Source organism: Oribacterium sp. P9 (genome assembly GCF_046365365.1).
Classification (GTDB): domain Bacteria; phylum Bacillota; class Clostridia; order Lachnospirales; family Lachnospiraceae; genus Oribacterium.
In genome coordinates this window covers 212,129-232,557 of sequence record NZ_JBKEIS010000001.1, presented here as the reverse complement: position 1 = coordinate 232,557, position 20,429 = coordinate 212,129, and the positions used below count along the sequence as shown (strand labels likewise).

General features: G+C 52.4%; 13 protein-coding genes, 1 tRNA gene and 1 rRNA gene. 4 read left to right on the top strand and 11 right to left on the bottom strand.

What is annotated here, in order from left to right:
• Window positions 1–28: 28 nt before the first annotated feature.
• From ACK8P7_RS00975 to ACK8P7_RS00965, 3 genes are all read left to right on the top strand, one after another.
• Window positions 29–865 (top strand): MBL fold metallo-hydrolase, encoded by an 837-nt coding sequence (locus tag ACK8P7_RS00975; protein WP_410042349.1) that lies wholly within the window; start codon window positions 29–31, stop codon window positions 863–865.
• 95 nt (window positions 866–960) lie between these two features.
• On the top strand, window positions 961–2,247 hold the full coding sequence (locus ACK8P7_RS00970; protein WP_410042348.1) for an SLC13 family permease: 1,287 nt from the start codon (window positions 961–963) through the stop codon (window positions 2,245–2,247).
• 192 nt (window positions 2,248–2,439) lie between these two features.
• The gene (locus ACK8P7_RS00965; protein WP_410042347.1) at window positions 2,440–3,654 is read left to right on the top strand and encodes a DUF819 domain-containing protein; all 1,215 of its coding nucleotides are present in this window, start codon (window positions 2,440–2,442) and stop codon (window positions 3,652–3,654) included.
• 63 nt (window positions 3,655–3,717) lie between these two features.
• Here the strand turns inward: ACK8P7_RS00965 and ACK8P7_RS00960 are convergent, their stop codons facing one another.
• Window positions 3,718–5,547 carry an ABC-F family ATP-binding cassette domain-containing protein gene (locus ACK8P7_RS00960; RefSeq protein WP_410042346.1) on the bottom strand — a complete coding sequence of 610 codons (1,830 nt, stop codon included), beginning with the start codon at window positions 5,545–5,547 and terminating at the stop codon, window positions 3,718–3,720.
• A 97-nt stretch (window positions 5,548–5,644) separates the two neighbouring features.
• Here ACK8P7_RS00960 and ACK8P7_RS00955 point away from each other — a divergent pair.
• A tRNA-Val gene (locus ACK8P7_RS00955) sits at window positions 5,645–5,717 on the top strand.
• 175 nt (window positions 5,718–5,892) lie between these two features.
• Here the strand turns inward: ACK8P7_RS00955 and ACK8P7_RS00950 are convergent.
• The 10 genes from ACK8P7_RS00950 to ACK8P7_RS00905 all read right to left on the bottom strand — a co-directional run bounded on the left by ACK8P7_RS00950 (window position 5,893) and on the right by ACK8P7_RS00905 (window position 20,341).
• Entirely contained in the window at window positions 5,893–7,293 is a 1,401-nt protein-coding gene (locus ACK8P7_RS00950) for a serine hydrolase domain-containing protein (protein WP_410042345.1), read from the bottom strand.
• A complete protein-coding gene (locus ACK8P7_RS00945; RefSeq protein WP_410042344.1) occupies window positions 7,290–8,375 on the bottom strand; it encodes a mandelate racemase/muconate lactonizing enzyme family protein in 1,086 nt (361 codons plus the stop codon). Before ACK8P7_RS00945 ends, ACK8P7_RS00950 begins: the two co-directional genes overlap by 4 nt.
• 32 nt (window positions 8,376–8,407) lie before the next feature.
• Window positions 8,408–9,430 carry an ABC transporter ATP-binding protein gene (locus ACK8P7_RS00940; protein WP_410042343.1) on the bottom strand — a complete coding sequence of 341 codons (1,023 nt, stop codon included), beginning with the start codon at window positions 9,428–9,430 and terminating at the stop codon, window positions 8,408–8,410.
• A complete protein-coding gene (locus ACK8P7_RS00935; protein WP_410042342.1) occupies window positions 9,430–10,416 on the bottom strand; it encodes an ABC transporter ATP-binding protein in 987 nt (328 codons plus the stop codon). Before ACK8P7_RS00935 ends, ACK8P7_RS00940 begins: the two co-directional genes overlap by 1 nt.
• Before the next feature lie 12 nt (window positions 10,417–10,428).
• Window positions 10,429–11,346, bottom strand: a complete 918-nt coding sequence (locus ACK8P7_RS00930) for an ABC transporter permease (protein WP_410042341.1) — start codon at window positions 11,344–11,346, stop codon at window positions 10,429–10,431.
• Between the two features lie 3 nt (window positions 11,347–11,349).
• Complete coding sequence (locus ACK8P7_RS00925) at window positions 11,350–12,282, bottom strand: ABC transporter permease (protein WP_410042340.1); 933 nt, start codon at window positions 12,280–12,282, stop codon at window positions 11,350–11,352.
• A 147-nt stretch (window positions 12,283–12,429) separates the two neighbouring features.
• A complete protein-coding gene (locus ACK8P7_RS00920) occupies window positions 12,430–14,046 on the bottom strand; it encodes an ABC transporter substrate-binding protein (protein ID WP_410042339.1) in 1,617 nt (538 codons plus the stop codon).
• A gap of 357 nt (window positions 14,047–14,403) precedes the next feature.
• Window positions 14,404–16,200, bottom strand: coding sequence for an oligoendopeptidase F (gene pepF / locus ACK8P7_RS00915; protein WP_410042338.1), 1,797 nt, complete (start codon window positions 16,198–16,200; stop codon window positions 14,404–14,406).
• Window positions 16,201–16,326: 126 nt separating this feature from the next.
• Window positions 16,327–17,226: a LysR family transcriptional regulator gene (locus ACK8P7_RS00910; protein WP_410042337.1), complete on the bottom strand. Its 900-nt coding sequence runs from the start codon at window positions 17,224–17,226 to the stop codon at window positions 16,327–16,329.
• Window positions 17,227–17,464: 238 nt separating this feature from the next.
• Window positions 17,465–20,341: ribosomal RNA gene (locus tag ACK8P7_RS00905) — 23S ribosomal RNA — on the bottom strand.
• Between the last annotated feature and the right edge of the window lie 88 nt (window positions 20,342–20,429).

Here is a 20,429-nt window from a genome sequence, read left to right as displayed (position 1 = left end):
TCTGACCGAACACGAAAGGGGAAAACATATGTCATTTAAGTGTACGAAGCCGATGGCGGATCCGGTTGCAACGCTCGCATATCGCCCATGGACCGCAGCCATCGAACCATTTCAGGTATCACCGAGAACCTGGTATGTTGCTGGTCAGACCTGGGTCGGCTGCTGGCTTATCGAAACGAGCGAAGGCTGCATCCTGATCGATACCGCGATCCCAGAGAGCGCCTATCAGCTCGTCGACAGCATCTATAAAACCGGTCACAAGCCATCCGACATCAAGAAGATCCTTCTCAGCCACGCACACTTCGATCACTGCGGTGCCGCACAGATCATGAAGGAGCTGACCGGTGCCGAGATGTACATGTCGAAGGAAGACTGGGATTTTTATCAGGAGGTACCGGAAGAGACGATGGTACTCGATAAAGATTCCCATCCAGTCGATTTCCAGATCGACCATTTCTACGACGACGCTACACCTGTTGTTCTCGGCGACATTTCGATTCGCACCATGCTTACCCCAGGACACACCATCGGATGCACCAGCTTCTTCTGGGAGGAAACAAATCCGGTGGATGGAAAAACCTACACCCTTGGTATGCACGGCGGCGTCGGTGCAAACACCATGAACGATGATTACTACAAGACGAGTAAGAAGCTGACACCGGCACTTCGTGACCGTTTCCTCGCGGATGAGGAGAAGATTGCAGCCATCCATGTAGACATTGCCCTCCCAAGCCACCCGAATCAGATCGAGGTAATCGATCGTGCCGGCCAGTACACAGATGAAAACAACTGCTACTATGACCCGACCGTCTGGGCCGATTTCATTCATGAACGTGTACGTCAGGTTCGTGTACTGATGAAATAATCAACTATTTGAAAAAACGAAATGGGCGTCTGCATCCTGCTTTCCTCCATTTTGTGTTATGACTTCACTTTTTGATGAAAGGATAAAATCGTATTATGTCACACTTAACCATCGTTCTTCTCGTGACGCTGTTTATGATGGTCATGTTCATCTGGCACAAGGTGCCATTTGGCGTGACAGCCATGACCTGCTGCCTGATTCTCGCTGCGACCGGTGTCGTCGATCTGAAATCTGCCTTCATCGGCTTCGGTAATAAAACCGTCGTTCTGATCGCACCGATTCTCGCACTTTCTTCTGTACTCACAAAGACTGCCCTCGTCGATAAGATTTCCGGTACACTGAATATGGTTCAGGGCAAGAGCGGTATGATGCTGATCATCGCATTTTATGCGGTTGCGGCTCTTTTCTCTCAGTTTGTACCATCTACTGCTGCACTCGCTATTCTGGTCGTTTTTCTGACCACGCTGAATAAATCTGGTGAAATCACCGCAAATCGTCTGCTGCTTCCGCTTCTCGGTGTCATGGTTGCCTGGAAGTTCCGCCTTCCGATCGGCCTCGGTGCAACCACCTTCGCAACCCTGAATGGTTTCTACGAGGGAATCGTCGGTGAGGGAAATCCTCAGTACATGATCGGCCTTCTAGATCCACTGAAATTTGCAATCATTCCGATCATTGTTCTGACAACGTACTGCCTGTTCGCATGGAAACTGATGCCGAAGGATCAGGAAGTTGATACGACGAAGCTGAAGAAAGGCGCTGTCGTTGAAAAGCTCCCTCAGGCTAAGCAGATGATCGTATACATCGTATTTACAGTCGTTATGCTCTGCCTCATCTTTAACCAGATTACGAAGAACTGGATGTACCTCGCACCGGCAGCCGGTGTCATCATCCTGATTTTCACCGGCTGTATCGATGCAAAGGACGCATCGAAGGATATGACCCAGGATATGATCTGGATGCTCGCCGGCGTACTCATCGTTGCAGACGCCATCGGATCTTCCGGTGCCGGTGAAGTCATCGGTCAGTTCATCCTGAACATCATCGGTCAGAATCCGAGTCAGTTCAAGGTTATGCTGATTTTCTCTGCTGCCACCGTTATCATGACGACCTTCATATCGAACATGGGTACACAGTCCGTACTGATTCCGATCGCTGCTTCGGTTGCACTGGCCGCTGGCTGGGATCCGAGAGGTCTCGTTCTTATCATCGGTACCGCAAACTACTTCGCGGTCGGCTTCCCATCCGGATCCGGTGAGTGTGCTGTAGCTTTCGCTGCCGGCGAGTATAACCCGGCGAAGGTTCTGAAGTTCACTCTTCCGTATATGATTCTGGCGATTCTTTCCTGCGCCGTATCCGCTACGCTCTTCTATCCGCTGGGATAAAATCCTGATTCCTGCTATTTTATATCCATAATCCCCCGACAAAGAACGGCTGTCGCACGCGCGGCGGCCGTTCTTTCGTTCTGTTTTGCATAATTAATAGATAGAATCATCATTTTACGCATGATTCCGCCTGCGATATAATGAGAAACATCATGATTCTTACGTGAAATTTATAGCTTAGGAGATAACACGATGAACACACTCATTTCCGCAGATAACACCTGGGTGCTGATGAGCATCATGGTGCTGGTGGTCGCATTTTCCATCTGGATGGAGCAGACCTACGCATGGGCCAGTAAGATCAGCGGTGCCATCATTGCCCTGATCTGTGCACTGCTGCTCACGAACCTGAAGATCATCCCGGCGAGCGCGCCGATCTTCGATGATGTGGTCTGGGGCTTCGCGGTGCCGATGGCGATTCCGCTGCTGCTTCTGCAGGTGAACCTGTCGAAGATCTGGAAGGAAACGGGACGGATGCTCGGCATCTTCCTGATCGGTGCCCTCGGCACGGTGGCCGGCGCAGTGCTCGGCGTCCTCATCCTCGGGAAGTTCATCCCGAATCTTCCATATGTGGCAGCGATGATGACCGGTTCCTACATCGGCGGCGGTGTCAACTTCACGGCCCTCGCCGACGCCTTCCATGTGGACCAGACCCTGATTTCTGCGGCGACCGTCGCCGATAATCTGAATATGGCGATCTACTTCATGATCCTCATCGCGTTTGCAGGCAACGCATGGCTCCGAAAGCACTATCCGCATCCGCACATCGATCACGTCCTCGCGCATGGTACAGACGCTGAGGAGGGCAAGACCCTCGCTGCGAAGTACTGGGGACGGAAGGAGATTTCGCTTCGTGATATCGCGATCGACTTCGCCTTCTCTATCATCGTCGTGACGATTTCAAAGGCCATCGCCGGTGTGCTCTCTACAGCGATTCCGACCGGAAACTGGTTCCTCAATATGCTGAACACCTTCTTCGGCAGCCAGTATGTATGGATCACGACCGTCGCGATGCTGTTCGCCACCGTTCTTCCGGAAAAGGCGGAGGCCATGCATGGCGCGCAGGAGCTGGGGACCTACCTCATCTACCTGTTCTTCTTCGTCATCGGTGTGCCGGCGTCGATCCCGCTCATCATCCAGCAGGCACCGCTGCTTCTCGTCTTCTGCCTCCTGATGGTGATCGTCAATATGCTCTTCTGCTTCATCGGCGGTAAGCTCATCGGTGGCTCCCTGGAGGAGATCATCCTTGCATCCAATGCCAACATCGGTGGCCCGACCACCGCAGCCGGCATGGCGATCGCCCAGGGCTGGAATAAGCTTGTCGGCCCGTGCATGCTTGTCGGTACCTTCGGCTATGTCGTCGGCACCTACCTCGGCATCGTCGTCGGATCACTACTGATCGGATAAATATATGACATAAAAACAGGAGGCGATGACAACGGCCATCGTCTCCTGTTTTATTTCATGTATTTAATTCCCCGGTTCCTGCTGCTTCAGTTCTTCCAGCTGCTCCGAGATGGTCTCCCAGTTTTCGTAGAGATCCCCGAGGCGGGCATCATTTTTCTCATGCTCCTTATGGAGCTCCATGAGGCGTCCGACGTCGGCAGCGATGTCCGGATTCATATAGTCATCGTCCAGCTCCTCGTTGCGGGCCTCAAGCTTCTGAATCTCTTCTTCCGTCGACTTCAGATCGCGCTGAAGCTTCTGAAGATTCTTCTTATACTCCTTCTGCAGCTCCCAGTCGGTCTTCTGCTCCGACTTGATTTCAGGATTCGGTACCGCGGAGGTACGTGGCTTCTGGCTGTTTGCGCTCGCATCCAGTACAGAGCCGCCGTACTTCCGGACATCCTCCTTCTTCTCGAGGTAGTAATCGTAGTCGCCGATGTAGTTATCGAAGCGGTTCTCGAAGAGCTCGAGGATACGGGTCGCGGTCTTGTTGATGAAGTACCGGTCGTGGGACACGTAGAGCACGGTGCCCTCGTAGTTCCGGATCGCGTCCTCCAGCACCTCACGGCCCTGGATATCCAGATGGTTCGTCGGCTCATCGAGGATGAGGAAGTTCGCGTTACTGAGCATCAGCTTCGCGAGGGATACACGGCCCTGCTCGCCGCCGGAGAGATCGCCGATGCGCTTGTACACGTCATCGCCACGGAAGAGAAAGGCCGCGAGCACGTTACGCACCTTTGTATCGTTCAGGTACGGATAGTCGTCCTGAATCTCGTCAAAGATGGTCTTCTCCATATGGAGCACGGCATGCTCCTGATCGTAGTAACCGATCTCGACATTCGTACCGAGCTTGAAACTGCCGGTCGTCGCCGGTTCCTGTTCGTTCAGGATTTTCAGGAGCGTCGTTTTACCGGTACCGTTCGCACCGATGACGGCGACATGTTCGCCACGCTTGATTTCGAAGGAAATGTTCGAGAACAGTGTCTTCTCGCCGAAGGACTTACTGAGCTCCTTCACGGACAGCACATCGTTTCCGGACTGAAGATGCGGGGTCAATGCTAACCGCATCTCATTATCGAGCTCCTCCGGCTTATCGAGAAGCTCCACCTTTGCGAGAGCCTTCTCACGGGACTCCGCGCGCTTGATGGACTTCTCGCGGTTAAACTGCTTCAGCTTATCGATGACCGCCTGCTGGTGCGCGATGTCCGCCTGCTGATTATAGTAGGCCTTCAGCTCCGCATCCCGGATCTGTTTTTTCTTCTCGGCATACTCGGAGTAGTTGCCGCGGTACATGCGGGCTCTTCCGTTATCGAGGTCGATAATCTTCGTCACGACATGATCGAGGAAGTACCGGTCATGGGAGACGAGCAGAACCGCACCGTCGTAGCGCTTCAGCACCTTCTCAAGCCATTGAATCGACTCGATATCGAGGTGGTTCGTCGGCTCATCGAGGATGAGCAGGTCCGGCTTCGTGAGGAGGATCTCCTCGAGGCGCTTCCGGGTCTTCTGACCTCCGGACAGGGTATCGAAATCATCACCGAAGGCCTCGATCTCCTGTTTCATCGCGAGGGCCTTCGCATCCGTGAGATCCGTCGGGATATCCTCTTCTGCGCCCGGCATATCCGCATGCTGCTGCGCGAGATAACCGATTTTCTTTCCCTTCGAAAGAGCGATTACCGTCTCGGAGTCATCCGGCTCCTCCTCGCCCAGAATACACTTAATAAGCGTCGTCTTGCCGGATCCATTGATCCCGACAATCGCCGCTTTTTCCTTGTCCTCGATATGAAAGGTGACGCCCTTTAAAATCTGTTTTCCAACGTATGTCTTATTAAGGTTTGCAATATTTAAAATCATAGTGAAGATATTATACCGTATCGCGCATAAAAAAACCAGCAATCGACTACGGAACTGCTTGTTTTTTGATTTCAGCGTGCTAAAATCATGTTTGTTTGGAGGGTTAGCTCAGCTGGTAGAGCATTTGCATCACACGCAAGGGGTCGCAGGTTCGAGTCCTGTACTCTCCATCCGGTCGGGAATGATTTCATTCCCGGCTTTTTTCATGCGCTGATTTTCATTTACGACATTTTTACGACACTTGCAAAAACAGACCGTCAACCAGCGATGCGCTTTTGCATTTCTCACGAAATAACAAAGGCACACGTTCACTGGGAACGCGTGCCTCCGTTAAACTCTTATAATTTACATCTTCGGGAAGATACGGCTGCCGTAATGTGCGGCATAGACATGACCTTCCTCATCGCGGATGGCGGTCAGGTAGATATCTGCATACTTCTTTCGTACCATACCCTGCCATGCATATACCGACTGAAGCTCTGCCGGCTTTCCATTCATCGTCATGGATAAGCTGCCGTTTTCTGCCTTCAGACTGAACGCGTCACCCTCACCGGATACATACTCACCGGCAAGCTCTGCGACTTCTTCTTCCGTCCAGTTACGCTCCGCATGCTCCGGACGCGGTTCTTCTGCATCGAGCCCGAAGTATACGCGCATCGCTGCATCGGCGATCGCTGCTACGGAAACATCCATCGTGTTGCAAAGCACCACGACGCCGACATTTTCCTGCGGGCAGAAGGAGAAGTTCGAGGAAACACCTGGAAGACTTCCACCATGCTCCACAATCGTGCGATCCTCCACCTGCTTGCACTCGAGTCCATAGCCGTAGTACACACCCGGCTTCATGAACTGACGCGGCTTCACCATCTCCTGGATCGAATAGCGGTCGATGATACGCGTTCCGTCTGCGGCTGCACCCTCATTCAGGTACATCGTCGCATACTTCAGCATATCTCCGAGCGTAGACTTCATGCCTCCACCGCCATGCAGAACGAAGGCATCATTCTGATAATCTCGGTCCGCTCTCCAGCCATCCTTCTCCAGCGAGTACAGGGTCGCTGCATTTTCATCGAGGGTATTGCGGATGAAGCTGATGTTACTGCGCGTCATACCAAGCGGCTTCAGGATCTTCTGATCGAGGTACTCTGCGAAGGAGCCATAGCCTCCGTGACGACGCACGATATCGGACAGTAAGCCGAAACCGTCGTTACAGTAGCTGAGGCGCTGTCCCGGACGTCCGGTAAACTGCGTCTGTGCATCCAGGCGCTCGGCTACGCGCCGTACGCCCTCCTCGGCGAAATCGTCGCGATAGATCAGCTCATTCTCGAGGGAGTCCTCGATCTGCATCTCCTGCGCCGTCTTATCGATGACGATACGCGGCAGCGGGAAGAAGCCACCGCTGTGGCACATGAGGTGCCACAGCTTGACCGGTGCGCTCTGATTCTTGTTGGTGAATTCCGGAACATACTTCGAAACCGGATCATCGACAGATAAACATCCGTCCATCTGCATCTGCATGATGGAAAGTGCGGTGAAGGACTTCGTCACCGAGGCCATACCGAAAATCGTATCCCTGTTGATCGGAAGCTTCTTTTCTTCATCACGATAGCCGAAGTACTGCTCATACTGGATCTTTCCGTCTGAATCGACGATCCCGACCGCGATACCGCGTGCCTGCCCGTCCTTCATCACCTCATGAACCAGCGCTTCGAGCTGCTTTCGGCCGTTTTCTGTCATTCGATTCATGAAAGCATCTCCTTATGAAGGCCTGTGATTCCGAGACCAGGCTCAGAAGAAAGCACGAGATGACAGGTATCCTTCACCGTAAGTCCTCCCTCGAACGGAAGCTGCTTCAGTGAGAAGGTTGCATCGAGATCTGCACGCGTGATGTTCTTCAGTGCCGCACCGAGGGCAGCAGAAGCGTTGATGGCGATACCACTCTCCTCTGTCATGCAGCCGAGCATCACTTCGACACCGGCTGCCTGGGCGATGGCATTGATCTTCTTCGCCTCATAGAGACCACCGCACTTCATGAGCTTGATGTTGATGAAATCCACGGCACGCTCGGAAACGAGGCGGAGTGCATCCTTCGAATCCCAGCAGCTCTCGTCGGCCATGATCGGTACGGAGCTGTTTGCAGTGACATACTTCAGTCCATCGAAATCGAAGCGCGGAACCGGCTGCTCTACGAGCTCGATATCGTACTCGTCAAGACGACGGATCAGCTCGACCGCCTCCTTCGCCTTCCATCCCTGGTTTGCATCGAGACGGATCTTCACATCATCACCGACCGCCTCACGAATCGCACGTACTCTCGCAAGGTCACTTGCGAAATCTGTGCCGACCTTGGTCTTGATGGTATCGAAGCCTGCTTCCACATGTGCCTTCGCCTGTGCGGCCATCACCTCTGGCTCGTCGATGCCGACGGTCATATCCGTGACGATTTCATCGGAATAACCACCGAGTACCTTATAGAGCGGCATACCGGCACACTTACCGATAATATCATGACATGCCAGATCGATGGCAGCCTTCGCCGTGCCGGCATGGGCTACCGCACGATTCATCACGGTATAGATCGCCTCGATATCACATGGATCCATGCCGATCAGATCCGCCTTCAGCTTCTCGATCGTCGCAACCGTACCCGCCAGATTCTCACCGGTGATCAGTGGTCCCGGAGATCCCTCTCCATATCCGAGGATTCCGGCGTCGGTCTCGATCTCGACGAGACAGCTCTCAGCATGGGTGATCAGACCCAGTGCGATGCGGAACGGCCGTACCAGCGGAACCTGCATCTTGTAGGTTCTGATGTTCGTGATTTTCATAATATTAGCCTTCCTTTCTTCATAAAATATCTTTATTTTTCTTCAGACTTCTCAGCCTGAGCACATGCGCCGCCACAGAAGTGGCATGCACATAAGTGTCCATTTCCGATATCTCTCAGCTCCGGCTTCTGCTGTGCACAGATGTCCTGTGCCATGAAGCAGCGTGTATGGAACACACAGCCGGATGGTGGATTCGCCGGGCTCGGAAGATCGCCCTGAAGCAGAATCTTCTTTCGTTTCGCATGGCGGTCCGGTACCGGAATCGCCGACAGAAGAGCCTGTGTATATGGGTGAGAAGGATTGTCAAACAGCTCCTTCTTATCCGCGAGCTCCACGACATGACCGAGATACATAACCATCACACGATCCGAGATGTGCTTGATGACACTCAGATTATGAGAGATAAAGATGTAAGCCATGCCCATCGATTCCTGCAGCTCACGAAGCAGGTTCAGTACCTGTGACTGAATCGATACATCGAGCGCGGAAACCGGCTCATCACACACCACCAGAGACGGGTTCAGCACGATCGCACGGGCGATGCCGATACGCTGACGCTGACCACCTGAAAACTCGTGTGGATAACGATTGTAGTACTTCGTATTCAGACCGACAACTTCCATCACCTTCAGCACGTGTGCTCTGATTTCTGCCTCGGTCTTATAACGCTTCTGTATCTTCAGCGGCTCTGCGATGACTTCACCGACCGTCATACGCGGGTTCAGTGATGCATACGGATCCTGGAAGATGATCTGCATCTCTGAACGCAACTTTCGAAGCTCTGCACCGCTGGCCTTCGAAAAATCTGTTCCTCTATAGATGATATCACCGGATGTCGGTTCAATCAATCGAAGGACGGAGCGTCCCATCGTGGACTTGCCACAGCCGGACTCACCGACCACGCCCAGTGTTTCCTTCGCATTCAGCGTAAAGGATACGCCATCCACCGCCTTGATCCAGGCCTTATCCTTCTGGAAAAAGGACGACTTTCCCGGGAACAGCTTACGCAGATTCCGTACCTCCAGAAGCGGCGTCTTCTCATTTACTTCACTCATCAGACGTTCTCCTCCCACTCCTTCGTATATTTGAAGCAACGTACCTTACGACCTTCTACATCCACGAGTTCCGGCATCTTACAGCGACAGATCTCGCGTGCCTCCGGACATCTCGGACAGAAGGCGCAGCCCGCCGGCATATCGTCGAAGCTTGGGACCATACCCTTGATGACGCTCAGCTCCTTCGTGTCATCGTCATCGAGCTTCGGAATACACTTCATCAGGCCATCGGTATACGGATGCAGCGGCTGATCGAAGATCTGATCACAGCTTGCCTTCTCGACCACCTGGCCGGCGTACATAACCATGACATCATCCGCCACTTCGGCGATGACACCGAGATCATGGGTGATCATCATAACCGAGGTACCGGTCTTCTCCTTCAGCTCGTTGATCAGATCGAGGATCTGCGCCTGGATCGTCACATCGAGGGCCGTGGTCGGCTCGTCACAGATCAGGAGCTCCGGATTACAGCACAGTGCCATCGCGATCATCACACGCTGACGCATACCACCGGAAAGCTGATGCGGGTACTCGTCGAAGCGACGCTCTGCGAGCGGGATCTTCACGAGCTTCAGCATCTCGATCGCACGCTCCTTTGCTTCCTTTTTCGTCATGTTTTCATGAAGAAGAAGTGCCTCGATGAGCTGCTGTCCGATGGTAAACACCGGATTCAGGGAGGTCATCGGCTCCTGGAAAATCATCGCGATCTTCTTGCCGCGGATCTTACGCATCTCATCCTCGGACATCTTTACGATATCTTTTCCCTCGAGGAGGATCTCGCCGCCCTCGATCTGCCCCGGCTTCTCGATCAGTCGCATGATGGAAAGAGAAGTCATACTCTTTCCACAGCCGGACTCACCTACGATACCCAGCGTTTTTCCTTTCTCCACATCGAAGGAAACATCATTGACCGCTTTTACGAGGCCGGCCTCGGTATGAAAGTAGGTTTTCAGATTCTTTACCTGTAAAATTTTATCTGCCATCTCTCATGCCTCCTATCCACGTAACTTCGGGTCCAGTGCATCTCTCAGACCATCGCCGAAAATGTTAAATGCAATCACCGTGATCATGATCGCAACACCCGGCATGATGCTGTATACCGGACGGTAACTGATGAAGGTCTGTGCGGCACTGATCATGTTGCCCCAGGATGGGGTCGGTGGCTGGATACCGATACCGAGGAAGCTCAAGGATGCCTCATACATGATGGCATTCGGGATACCCAGGGTGACCAGGACGATGATCGTGGAGAGACAGTTCGGAACCAGTCCCTTCATGATGATCCAGTAGGTCGATGCGCCACAGGCGCGGCTCGCCTCGATATACTCCTTTTCCTTCAGCTGCATGACCGATGCACGAATCATACGTGCAGTACGTACCCAGGTGAGCAATCCGAGCGCGATGAAGAGGTTCAGCACGCCCTTGCCCATGAAGGTCATGATGGCCATCGCGAAGATCAGATCCGGGAAGGCCTGGAAGATTTCCATCACACGGGAAATCACATTGTCGAGCCATCCGCCATAGTAACCGGCGAGGGATCCGAGTGCGATGCCGACGATCGATGCGACGATCTGTGCGACGATACCGATACTGATGGAGACTCTGGAACCATAGAGGATACGTGAGAGAATATCACGACCATACTCATCGGTTCCGAAAAGATGCGCTTTACATGGCTCCCCGAGTACCGCGTTATAATCCTGATAGTTCGGATCATACGGTGAGATCAGTGGGGCCAGAATCGCGATCAGGATAAGAATCAGTAAGAGACCGGCGCAGAACATCGCCATCTTATTCTTCTTTAAGCGGTGCAGCGCATCCCCGTAGAAGCTGGAGTACTGCATGCCGCCCTCGGTGATGTCCTGTTCGAACTGCTTCTGTTTATTAAAAAATCCAAATACTTTTTTTGCCATCGCTTAAGCCGCTCCTTTCCCATAACGGATACGTGGGTCCAGAAATGCATAGGAGAGATCGACGATCAGATTGACGATGACGAACACAAATGCAATATACATTACTGTACCTTCCAGGAGAGGCAGATCACGGTTCGACATCGCATCGACCGCGAGCTTTCCGATGCCCGGAATGGAGAATACCTTTTCAATCAGCATAGATCCGGTCAGCATATAACCGAAATCCGTTCCGACGAGTGTTACGATCGGAATCATCGCATTTTTCAGCGCATGCTTCATAACGACGGACCAGCGGCTGACACCCTTCGCCTTCGCGGTACGGATATAATCCTGTCCCATCACCTCGAGCATACTGGTTCTCGTAATTCTCGCCATACTTCCCGCGTAACGTGCACCCAGCGCGATACTCGGAAGGATGTACGACGCCGGCGTATCGAAGCCGGAAATCGGGAGAAGGTTGAGCTTTAAGCCGAAGGCGATCTGTAAGATGATCGCTACCCAGAAGGCCGGTGCCGAGACACCGATCATCGCCAGTACCATAACGACGGTGTCGATGCCCTTGCCTCTCTGTACGGCTGCGAAAATGCCACACGGAATACCGATGATGGCAGCGAAAACGAAGGACATGCAGGCGAGCTTCGCGGTCACCTTGAAGCTGCGGATGAGTGCATCGGTTACTGCTTCCTTCGTAAAGTAGGACGTTCCGAAATCCAGATGAATCGCGCCCTTGATAAAATTCAGATACTGCACATGATACGGCAGATCCAGACCGAGCTGGCTGCGTACCTTGGCGATTGTTTCAGGATCGGCACGTTTTTCAAGCATCAGGGCTACCGGATCGCCCGGTACGACCTGAAGAAGAATAAACGTGATCAAGCTGATGCCGACCAGTACGAAGACTGTCTGCAGCAGACGTTTTCCCGTATAAGAAACCATGCTTTTTCTCCTAAATATAAGAGAAAAGAGGGACTGTAGACATTCACAGCCCCCTGTTCTCTGAAAAATGTAATTCACTTTCATGGACTTCGATCATCGTTCCAGCATGTTCTGCGGAAGTTTCATCGAAGTGCGATCAACGTTTCATTACTGAATATCTGCGTTCTTCCAGAACATACGGAAGGTGAAATCCATCTGGAATCCAGTGATCTTCGAGTTTAATAAGTAGAACTTCGTCTCGTTATACAGCGGTGTCGTCGCCCAGTCTTCTCTGGTCATGATGTGCTCTGCCTTCGCATAGATCTCCTGACGCTTTGCATCATCGGTCGTTGCGATACCATCCTCGAGGAGCTGATCGAACTCCGCGTTATGCCAGAAGCTGGAGTTGGTATCGGTCTTTGTCATCGGATAGAGCATGCTCTCCGGATCAGTATAATCTACATACCAGTTACTAATACCACAGTCTACACCACCGTTCTTCTTCATGTCAGACCATGCCGCAGAGTCAACCTGCTCTACCTCTACACGGATGCCAGCCGGCTTCGCCTGCTGCTGAAATGCAGTGGCGATGGCTACATTGCCCGCATACTTCGTATTTACAGTTACGCGAAGATCGATGCCATCCGGATAACCAGCCTCCGCGAGAAGCTCCTTCGCCTTTTCCGGGTTATACTCGAACTCTGGAAGGCTGTCATCGTGACCGAGGATACCGGACGGGATGTAGGAGGTCGGTACCGTTGCTGTGCCATGCAGAATGCTGTCACAGATTGACTTACGATCGACACTGAGTGCGATCGCTTCTCTTACCTTCGGATCCGGGAAAGTCTTTGAGTTTAAGGTCAGGCTATAGTTACCAATCGGCTGGAAGCCGTGCATCTCATCCTTGAGATCCGGATTGCTGGAGTATACCGGATAGATGGACGGATCAACATCTACGTAGTCAACATTGCCCTTCTGGAACTCGAGTACCTGTGTATTCACATCCTCGATGAACTTATAAGCCACACCAGACAGCTTGGCAACATCACCATGATAATCATCAAAGCGTGAAAGAGTAACACCAACACCATTCTGGTAGCTGTCCAGCTTGAATGGACCGGTACCGATCAGGGTGCTCATACCCCAGTTATCTCCGGCAGCCTCACAAGCAGCCTCTGGATAAATAGCACAGTACGCAGTTGACAGAACAGAAAGGAACGGTGCATATGGCTTGCTAAGCTTAATGGTAAAATGTGTATCGTCCTGTACCTGAATACCGGAGAGTTCATCAGCCTCACCATTACTGAATGCCTCATAGCCCTCGACATTCTCGAGCAGTGTCGCCATCTTCGCCATTTTAATCAGACGCTCGTAGGAATACTTTACATCCGATGCCTTCAGTGTGGTTCCATCATGGAACTTCACATCCGGAAGCAGCTCGAAGCTGTAGGTCAAGTTGTCATCGGAAATCGTCGGCATCGCAGTCAGCAGTGTCGGCTCGAGACCCTCTTCCGTGGTCGTCAGCAGCGACTCCATCACGTTATCCGTGATCTTCATGACGATACTGTACGTATACTGCTGTGGGTCGAGTGCGACCTGTGGATCTACCGTCGCCACACGTACGACCTTATCGCCCGTGGCAGTGGCAGCTGCCGCTGTTTCTGTACCTGCAGAGGCAGGGTTGCTGGATGGAGCTGTGCCTGCGGAATCCTTTGATCCGCCACATGCAACGAGAGATGCTGCCAGCACACAGCTCAGGAATAATCCTGCTAGTGTTTTTTTCATTTCTGTTTCCTTCTTTCTTTACCCCTATTCGCTTTCATATGATGTGCAAAGTCGTTAACCACATGTAAACGCTTTAAACCACCACCACATAAAAGCTTTAAACTATTCTATCCATCGACGCATAGTTATGCAAGCATTATTTGACATGATTTTTAGAAATAATAAAACTTTTTCAGTACTGGTTATGATGAAATTGCGTTAAAAAACCGCTGAACACTTCCGTCTCCTCATCCGTGTTCAGCGGTACTGCCTGTTTTATCCTATTCCCGATTTTATGATCGCTGCCTCTGTCCATCGACCACACAGGTCCCGAGAGCACAGCTTAACATCTCCGCGAGACGCAGCTCGCTTCGCCGCTCACTCCGCGATCAGCTTCTCCGCCGCATCCAGCACTTCTTCAAACTTCCGAAGCGCGGCCTCCACCGGTGCCGGGCTCGTGAAATCCACCCCGGCATGTTGCAACTCATCGAGCGGATCCATGGAACCGCCGAGCGACAGAAACGCGAGGTAGCGCTTTCTCGCCGCATCTCCCTCGTGCAGCAGCGCGTCGGAAATCGCCACCGCAGCGGAGTAGCTCGTCGCATATTTATAAACATAAAACGGCGAATAGAAGTGCGGGATCCGTGCCCACTCGTACTGTACCTCCTCATCGATCACGAGCTCCGGTCCGAAGTACTGCGCGATCAGCTCGCGATAGAGCTTACTCAGTGAGGACGCGTGGAGCGCCTCCCCTCGCGCGGCCATCTCATGCGCCCGCTTCTCAAACTCAGCAAACATCGTCTGTCGGTACACCGTCCCCTTGAAGCCCTCGAGGTACTGATTCAGCAGCGCCATCTTCTCCTGGGCATCACAGCTCTGCGAGAGGAGATCTTCCACCAGGAGGTTTTCATTGACCGTCGATGCCACCTCGGCGACGAAGATGGTATAGTCGGCATTCTGCTGCGGCTGATGGTGGTTCGAGAGGTAGCTGTGCATGGAGTGGCCCATCTCATGCGCGATCGTCGACACCGCGTCGAGCGTCCCGGTGAAATTCGTGAGGATGTACGGCTTCGAGCGGTAGGTGCTGTTCGAGTACGCGCCACCTTCCTTACCTCTGTTCGGATATACATCGATCCAATGCTCCCGAAATCCACGCTGGACCGTCGCGCGATAGTCGTCGCCGAGCGGACGAATCGCGTCTAAGATCATCGACTGCGCCTCTTCATAGCTGTAGCTGCGCTGCACACCCGCGGAGAGTGGCGCATAGAGATCATAGTAGTGAAGCTCGGATACCCCGAGAATTTTCTTTCGAAGGGCCACATAGCGATACATGAGCGGCATCCACTTATGTACCGCCGCGATGAGATGATCACAAACCGTGGTCGGAACGCCTTCTCCGAAAGCATACATCGCCTGCGCAGACTCATAATGCCGCATCCCCGCCTCGGCGATATCCGCCTTTACCTGGCCGGCATACGCCGCTGCAAATGTATGGATATGATTCTGGTAGCTCTTGTAGAAGCTACGAAACGCATTCTCACGAAGGGTTCGATCCTGGGAGGTCTCCAGCAGGATGAAGTTCGAACTGTTCAGCTCATGCTCCTCGCCTGCACTGTCCTTCACCGCATCGAAGAGAAGGTCCGCGTCCTGCAGATTATCCGCTACGTTCTTCGGCACCGCCATCACTTCACCGAGCCCTGCCAGCAGCTTCTCCTCCGCTGCACTCAGGGTATGCGGCTTCTGGCGAAGCAGCTTTACCATCTGATAGTGATACGGCTTCAGCACCTCCGTCTCTGTAAAAGCCCAGAGTGTCTCCTCCGGCAGCGACAGTATCTCCGGTTCCGCGAAGCTCATCGCAGTCTCCGCCTGCACATACTTCGCATACGCGCGGCTGTACATACTCTGTGCCGCCTCCTGCCGCGTGTCCTCACTCTTCCGCATAAACGCATACGAAAAAACATCCGACAGCTGACCGCCGAGCTCGGTACTCGCATCGAAGTAGGCGCGGATCGCCTCCGCCGTCGTCAGCGTCCCCTCAAACGCCGCCGTTTTCGTGATGCACTCATCGAGTCCCTGAAGCGCCGTCTCCCATGCCGCATCATCCGTATATAAGCTTGACAGATCCCACTGATATGCCGGATCCATGTCTTTCCGTTCCTTTAAAGCTTCTGCCATATTACCTTCCTTTCTGCAGCCACGATGCTGCATCGCCTTTCTTCCATATAGAAGCATCACCGTTCATGCTGAAAACGATGAAAGCACTTAGCTGTACCGGATTCATCGCTACCAGTCCGTGCCCGTCTACACATCCTCCCCTGCCAGCCACAGCTTGAGCAGTCGTATCACCTCGTCCGTCAGGCGTGCCGTCTCCTGTCCGGCATTCCGATTCGTCACCGCGATGGCGACACGTTCCGGAACATCCGGGGCCAACGCATACATATGTAAATCGTCATTTCCCCGCCGTTCTTCAATCAGCGTCTGTGCAACCGATTCCGGCAAAATCGTCCAGTCCTTTTCATCGGTTAAAAAGTCGATGGCGACATGCGCGAGATTAACACGTGCCTTTTCGTTGCCCGGATGGATCCAGTAGTTATGCCAGCGATTGAAGTCCTGCGAGAAAATATGATACACCTCATGAGCCGGATCCAGCATTTTCATATGAACTTTTTCACCCTCTCGACGTTCCTTCTTCTCGTGCGTCACAAGCACATAGCTTTCTCTGAAAAGTTCATGCTTCTTCAGTTCAGCGAAGGGAACGATATTATTCGTGATGCCGATGTCGATCTGACGGTCCCGCACCATCTCACTGATCGGAATGGAGTCCGACATCATCAGTGTGATCCCCGAATCGCGGAACTCCTCGACCAGGCGGCGAAAAAACGGCTTCAGTTTATAGGACATGATGCTGTCCGGCACGGATATCCGAAGACGGTTCTTCTTCGAGTGCTGGCCAAGCTGCAGCATATCCTTCTCCATGCGGAGAAGCTGAGCTGAGAGCGGCACCAGCTGTTCACCAGCGGGTGTCAGGGCGATGTTTTCGACGCCACGGTTTCGTATCACCAGGCGGGTATCCATCTCCTCCTCCAGCATCTGGAGCCGGCGGCTCACCGTCGACTGCGTCATATTGAGACTTTTCGCCGCAGCACTGATATTCTTCAGGCGCGCGATTTCGAGGTAGATTTTCAGATTATCTGTATCCATCATGTACTCCTCATATATACAGGAATCGTATATAGTTTCTTCAATAATAGCACATTTTGCATAAATCGAAACAAAAAAAGAACCATGGAAAACTCCATGGTTCTGAACATTCACTGAATACTGCTCATATGTTTATTCTGTAGATAAAACATCAAACCTACCAGCACATCTACTGTCGTAGATGCCGCATACTCGTGAATGTGGAAGTAAACCTTCACGCTTCACTCGTCTTGCGCACATTGGATAAGCCCTCGACCTATTAGTAACTATCACCTGAATGCTTTGCAGCACTTACAGCTTAGCCCTATCAACCTTGTAGTCTTCAAGGGGTCTTACTCTTGCGATGGGATATCTCATCTTGAGGGTGGCTTCACGCTTAGATGCCTTCAGCGTTTATCCAGTCCCGACATGCCTACCCTGCGATGGCTTTGATAGCCAACAGGTCCAACAGAGGTCAGTCCATCCCGGTCCTCTCGTACTAAGGACAGCTCCTCTCAAATATCCTACGCCCGCGCCGGATAGGGACCGAACTGTCTCACGACGTTCTGAACCCAGCTCGCGTACCGCTTTAATGGGCGAACAGCCCAACCCTTGGGACCGACTTCAGCCCCAGGATGCGATGAGCCGACATCGAGGTGCCAAACCTCCCCGTCGATGTGAACTCTTGGGGGAGATCAGCCTGTTATCCCCAGGGTAGCTTTTATCCGTTGAGCGATGGCAATCCCACTTTCATACCACCGGATCACTAAGTCCTACTTTCGTACCTGCTCGGACCGTCGCCCTCGCAGTCAGCCTCCCTTATGCCTTTGCACTCTATGGATGGTTTCCAACCATCCTGAGGGAAACTTTGAGCGCCTCCGATACTCTTTCGGAGGCGACCGCCCCAGTCAAACTCCCCACCTGACATTGTCCCATGACCAGTTCATGGCCTATAGTTAGAAATCCAATAACGCAGGGGTGGTATCCCAACAGCGACTCAATGAAAACCGAAGTCCTCACATCAAAGTCTCCCACCTATCCTGTGCATGCATTACCGAATCCCAGTATCAAGCTGGAGTAAAGCTCCATGGGGTCTTTCCGTCCTGGCGCGGGTAGCCAGCATCTTCACTGGCACTTCAATTTCACCGGATGTACTGTCGAGACAGCGCTCAAATCATTACGCCTTTCGTGCGGGTCGGAACTTACCCGACAAGGAATTTCGCTACCTTAGGACCGTTATAGTTACGGCCGCCGTTTACTGGGGCTTGAATTCAAAGCTTCGCTTGCGCTAACCTCTCCTCTTAACCTTCCAGCACCGGGCAGGCGTCAGCCCATATACTTTACCTTACGGTTTCGCATAGACCTGTGTTTTTGCTAAACAGTTGCTTGAGCCTTTTCTCTGCGGCCCACTCTCGTGGGCACCCCTTATCCCGAAGTTACGGGGTCATTTTGCCGAGTTCCTTAACAGTACTTCTTCCGTCGGCCTTAGGATTCTCTCCTCATCTACCTGTGTCGGATTGCGGTACGGGCTTATAGTACACAATAGCGGCTTTTCTCGTCACAGGATCCTGCAGCTTCGCTACTTTAGTTCGCTCCCCATCACGTCCTTGCCTTACTGAACGGTTTTGCCTGCTCAGCAGCTCTTACGCTTGGACCGGTCTTTTCATTCCCGGCTCTGCCATCTCCCATGTGTCCCCACATTTCTGATACTATAAGGTACTGGAATCTAAACCAGTTGTCCATCGACTACGCTTCTCAGCCTCGCCTTAGGCCCCGACTTACCCAGGGCAGATCAGCTTTACCCTGGAAACCTTAGATATTCGGCCTGGAGGATTCTCACCTCCATCTCGCTACTCATTCCGGCATTCTCTCTTCATGCACGTCCACGGATCCTTACGGTACCGCTTCTGCCATGCATCAATGCTCCTCTACCAACATTTCTGTTCCTAAGCTTCGGTGTTGTGTTTTAGCCCCGTGAATTTTCGGCGCAGGACCTCTCGACTAGTGAGCTATTACGCACTCTTTGAATGTGTGGCTGCTTCTAAGCCAACATCCTAGTTGTCTATGAAATCCCACATCCTTTACCACTTAACACACACTTTGGGACCTTAGCTGTAGGTCTGGGCTGTTTCCCTTTTGACTATGCAATTTATATCGCGCAGTCTGACTCCCGTTTATATCTTAACGCCATTCGAAGTTTGATATGTCTTGGTAGACTTTGACGCCCCCTCAACAATTCAGTGCTCTACCTGCGTAAGACTCACAACGAGGCTAGCCCTAAAGCCATTTCGAGGAGAACCAGCTATCTCTGGGTTCGATTGGAATTTCTCCGCTATCCACACCTCATCGCCACCCTTTTCAACGGATGTGCGTTCGGACCTCCACCAAATTTTACTTTAGCTTCATCCTGGACATGGATAGGTCACCCAGTTTCGGGTCTATACTTACTGACTTGACGCCCTATTCAGACTTGCTCTCGCTTCGGCTTCAGACCTTAAGTCCTTAACCTTGCCAGTATATATAACTCGCCGGACCGTTCTACAAAAAGTACGCGGTTCACCTTGCGGTGTTCCACAGCTTGTAAACACAGGGTTTCAGGTTCTCTTTCACTCCCCTCCCGGGGTTCTTTTCACCTTTCCTTCACAGTACTCATCGCTATCGGTCACTAAGGAGTATTTAGCCTTGGGGGGTGGTCCCCCCGACTTCCTGCCAGGTTCCACGTGTCTGACAGTACTTCGGATACTGCTCATCCTCTTCTACTTCCTGTACGGGATTTTCACCCTCTCTGATCACACTTTCCAGAGTGTTCCAGTCGTATCTGAGGACTAAATGCAGTCCATAACCCCACGGTGCACGCACCATGGTTTAGGCTCTTCCAATTTCGCTCGCCGCTACTTTCGGAATCGAGTTTTCTTTCTTTTCCTCCGGCTACTTAGATGTTTCAGTTCACCGGGTTCCCTCCTGCAGGCTATGTATTCACCTGCAGGTACTGGAGGTTTACTCCAGTGGGTTTCCCCATTCAGAGATCGATGGATCACTTCGTATTTGCCAATCCCCATCGCTTATCGCAGCTTATCACGTCTTTCGTCGGCTCTTAGTGCCTAGGCATCCGCCCTATGCTCTTAATGCTTAACCAATTTTCGTGAGTTCCTTCTCACTCATCGATTCTAGCGTGAATCGATGTTGGCTGTGTGATGATGTTTCCACCATCTGGTTTTTTAATT

What these genes read in the sequence shown, in the direction of transcription:
- ACK8P7_RS00975 (WP_410042349.1), top strand. Translation starts at nt 29, where the DNA reads ATGTCATTTAAGTGTACGAAGCCGATGGCGGATCCGGTTGCAACGCTC.
- ACK8P7_RS00970 (WP_410042348.1), top strand. Translation starts at nt 961, where the DNA reads ATGTCACACTTAACCATCGTTCTTCTCGTGACGCTGTTTATGATGGTC.
- ACK8P7_RS00965 (WP_410042347.1), top strand. Translation starts at nt 2,440, where the DNA reads ATGAACACACTCATTTCCGCAGATAACACCTGGGTGCTGATGAGCATC.
- ACK8P7_RS00960 (WP_410042346.1), bottom strand. Translation starts at nt 5,547, where the DNA reads ATGATTTTAAATATTGCAAACCTTAATAAGACATACGTTGGAAAACAG.
- ACK8P7_RS00950 (WP_410042345.1), bottom strand. Translation starts at nt 7,293, where the DNA reads ATGAATCGAATGACAGAAAACGGCCGAAAGCAGCTCGAAGCGCTGGTT.
- ACK8P7_RS00945 (WP_410042344.1), bottom strand. Translation starts at nt 8,375, where the DNA reads ATGAAAATCACGAACATCAGAACCTACAAGATGCAGGTTCCGCTGGTA.
- ACK8P7_RS00940 (WP_410042343.1), bottom strand. Translation starts at nt 9,430, where the DNA reads ATGAGTGAAGTAAATGAGAAGACGCCGCTTCTGGAGGTACGGAATCTG.
- ACK8P7_RS00935 (WP_410042342.1), bottom strand. Translation starts at nt 10,416, where the DNA reads ATGGCAGATAAAATTTTACAGGTAAAGAATCTGAAAACCTACTTTCAT.
- ACK8P7_RS00930 (WP_410042341.1), bottom strand. Translation starts at nt 11,346, where the DNA reads ATGGCAAAAAAAGTATTTGGATTTTTTAATAAACAGAAGCAGTTCGAA.
- ACK8P7_RS00925 (WP_410042340.1), bottom strand. Translation starts at nt 12,282, where the DNA reads ATGGTTTCTTATACGGGAAAACGTCTGCTGCAGACAGTCTTCGTACTG.
- ACK8P7_RS00920 (WP_410042339.1), bottom strand. Translation starts at nt 14,046, where the DNA reads ATGAAAAAAACACTAGCAGGATTATTCCTGAGCTGTGTGCTGGCAGCA.
- pepF (WP_410042338.1), bottom strand. Translation starts at nt 16,200, where the DNA reads ATGGCAGAAGCTTTAAAGGAACGGAAAGACATGGATCCGGCATATCAG.
- ACK8P7_RS00910 (WP_410042337.1), bottom strand. Translation starts at nt 17,226, where the DNA reads ATGGATACAGATAATCTGAAAATCTACCTCGAAATCGCGCGCCTGAAG.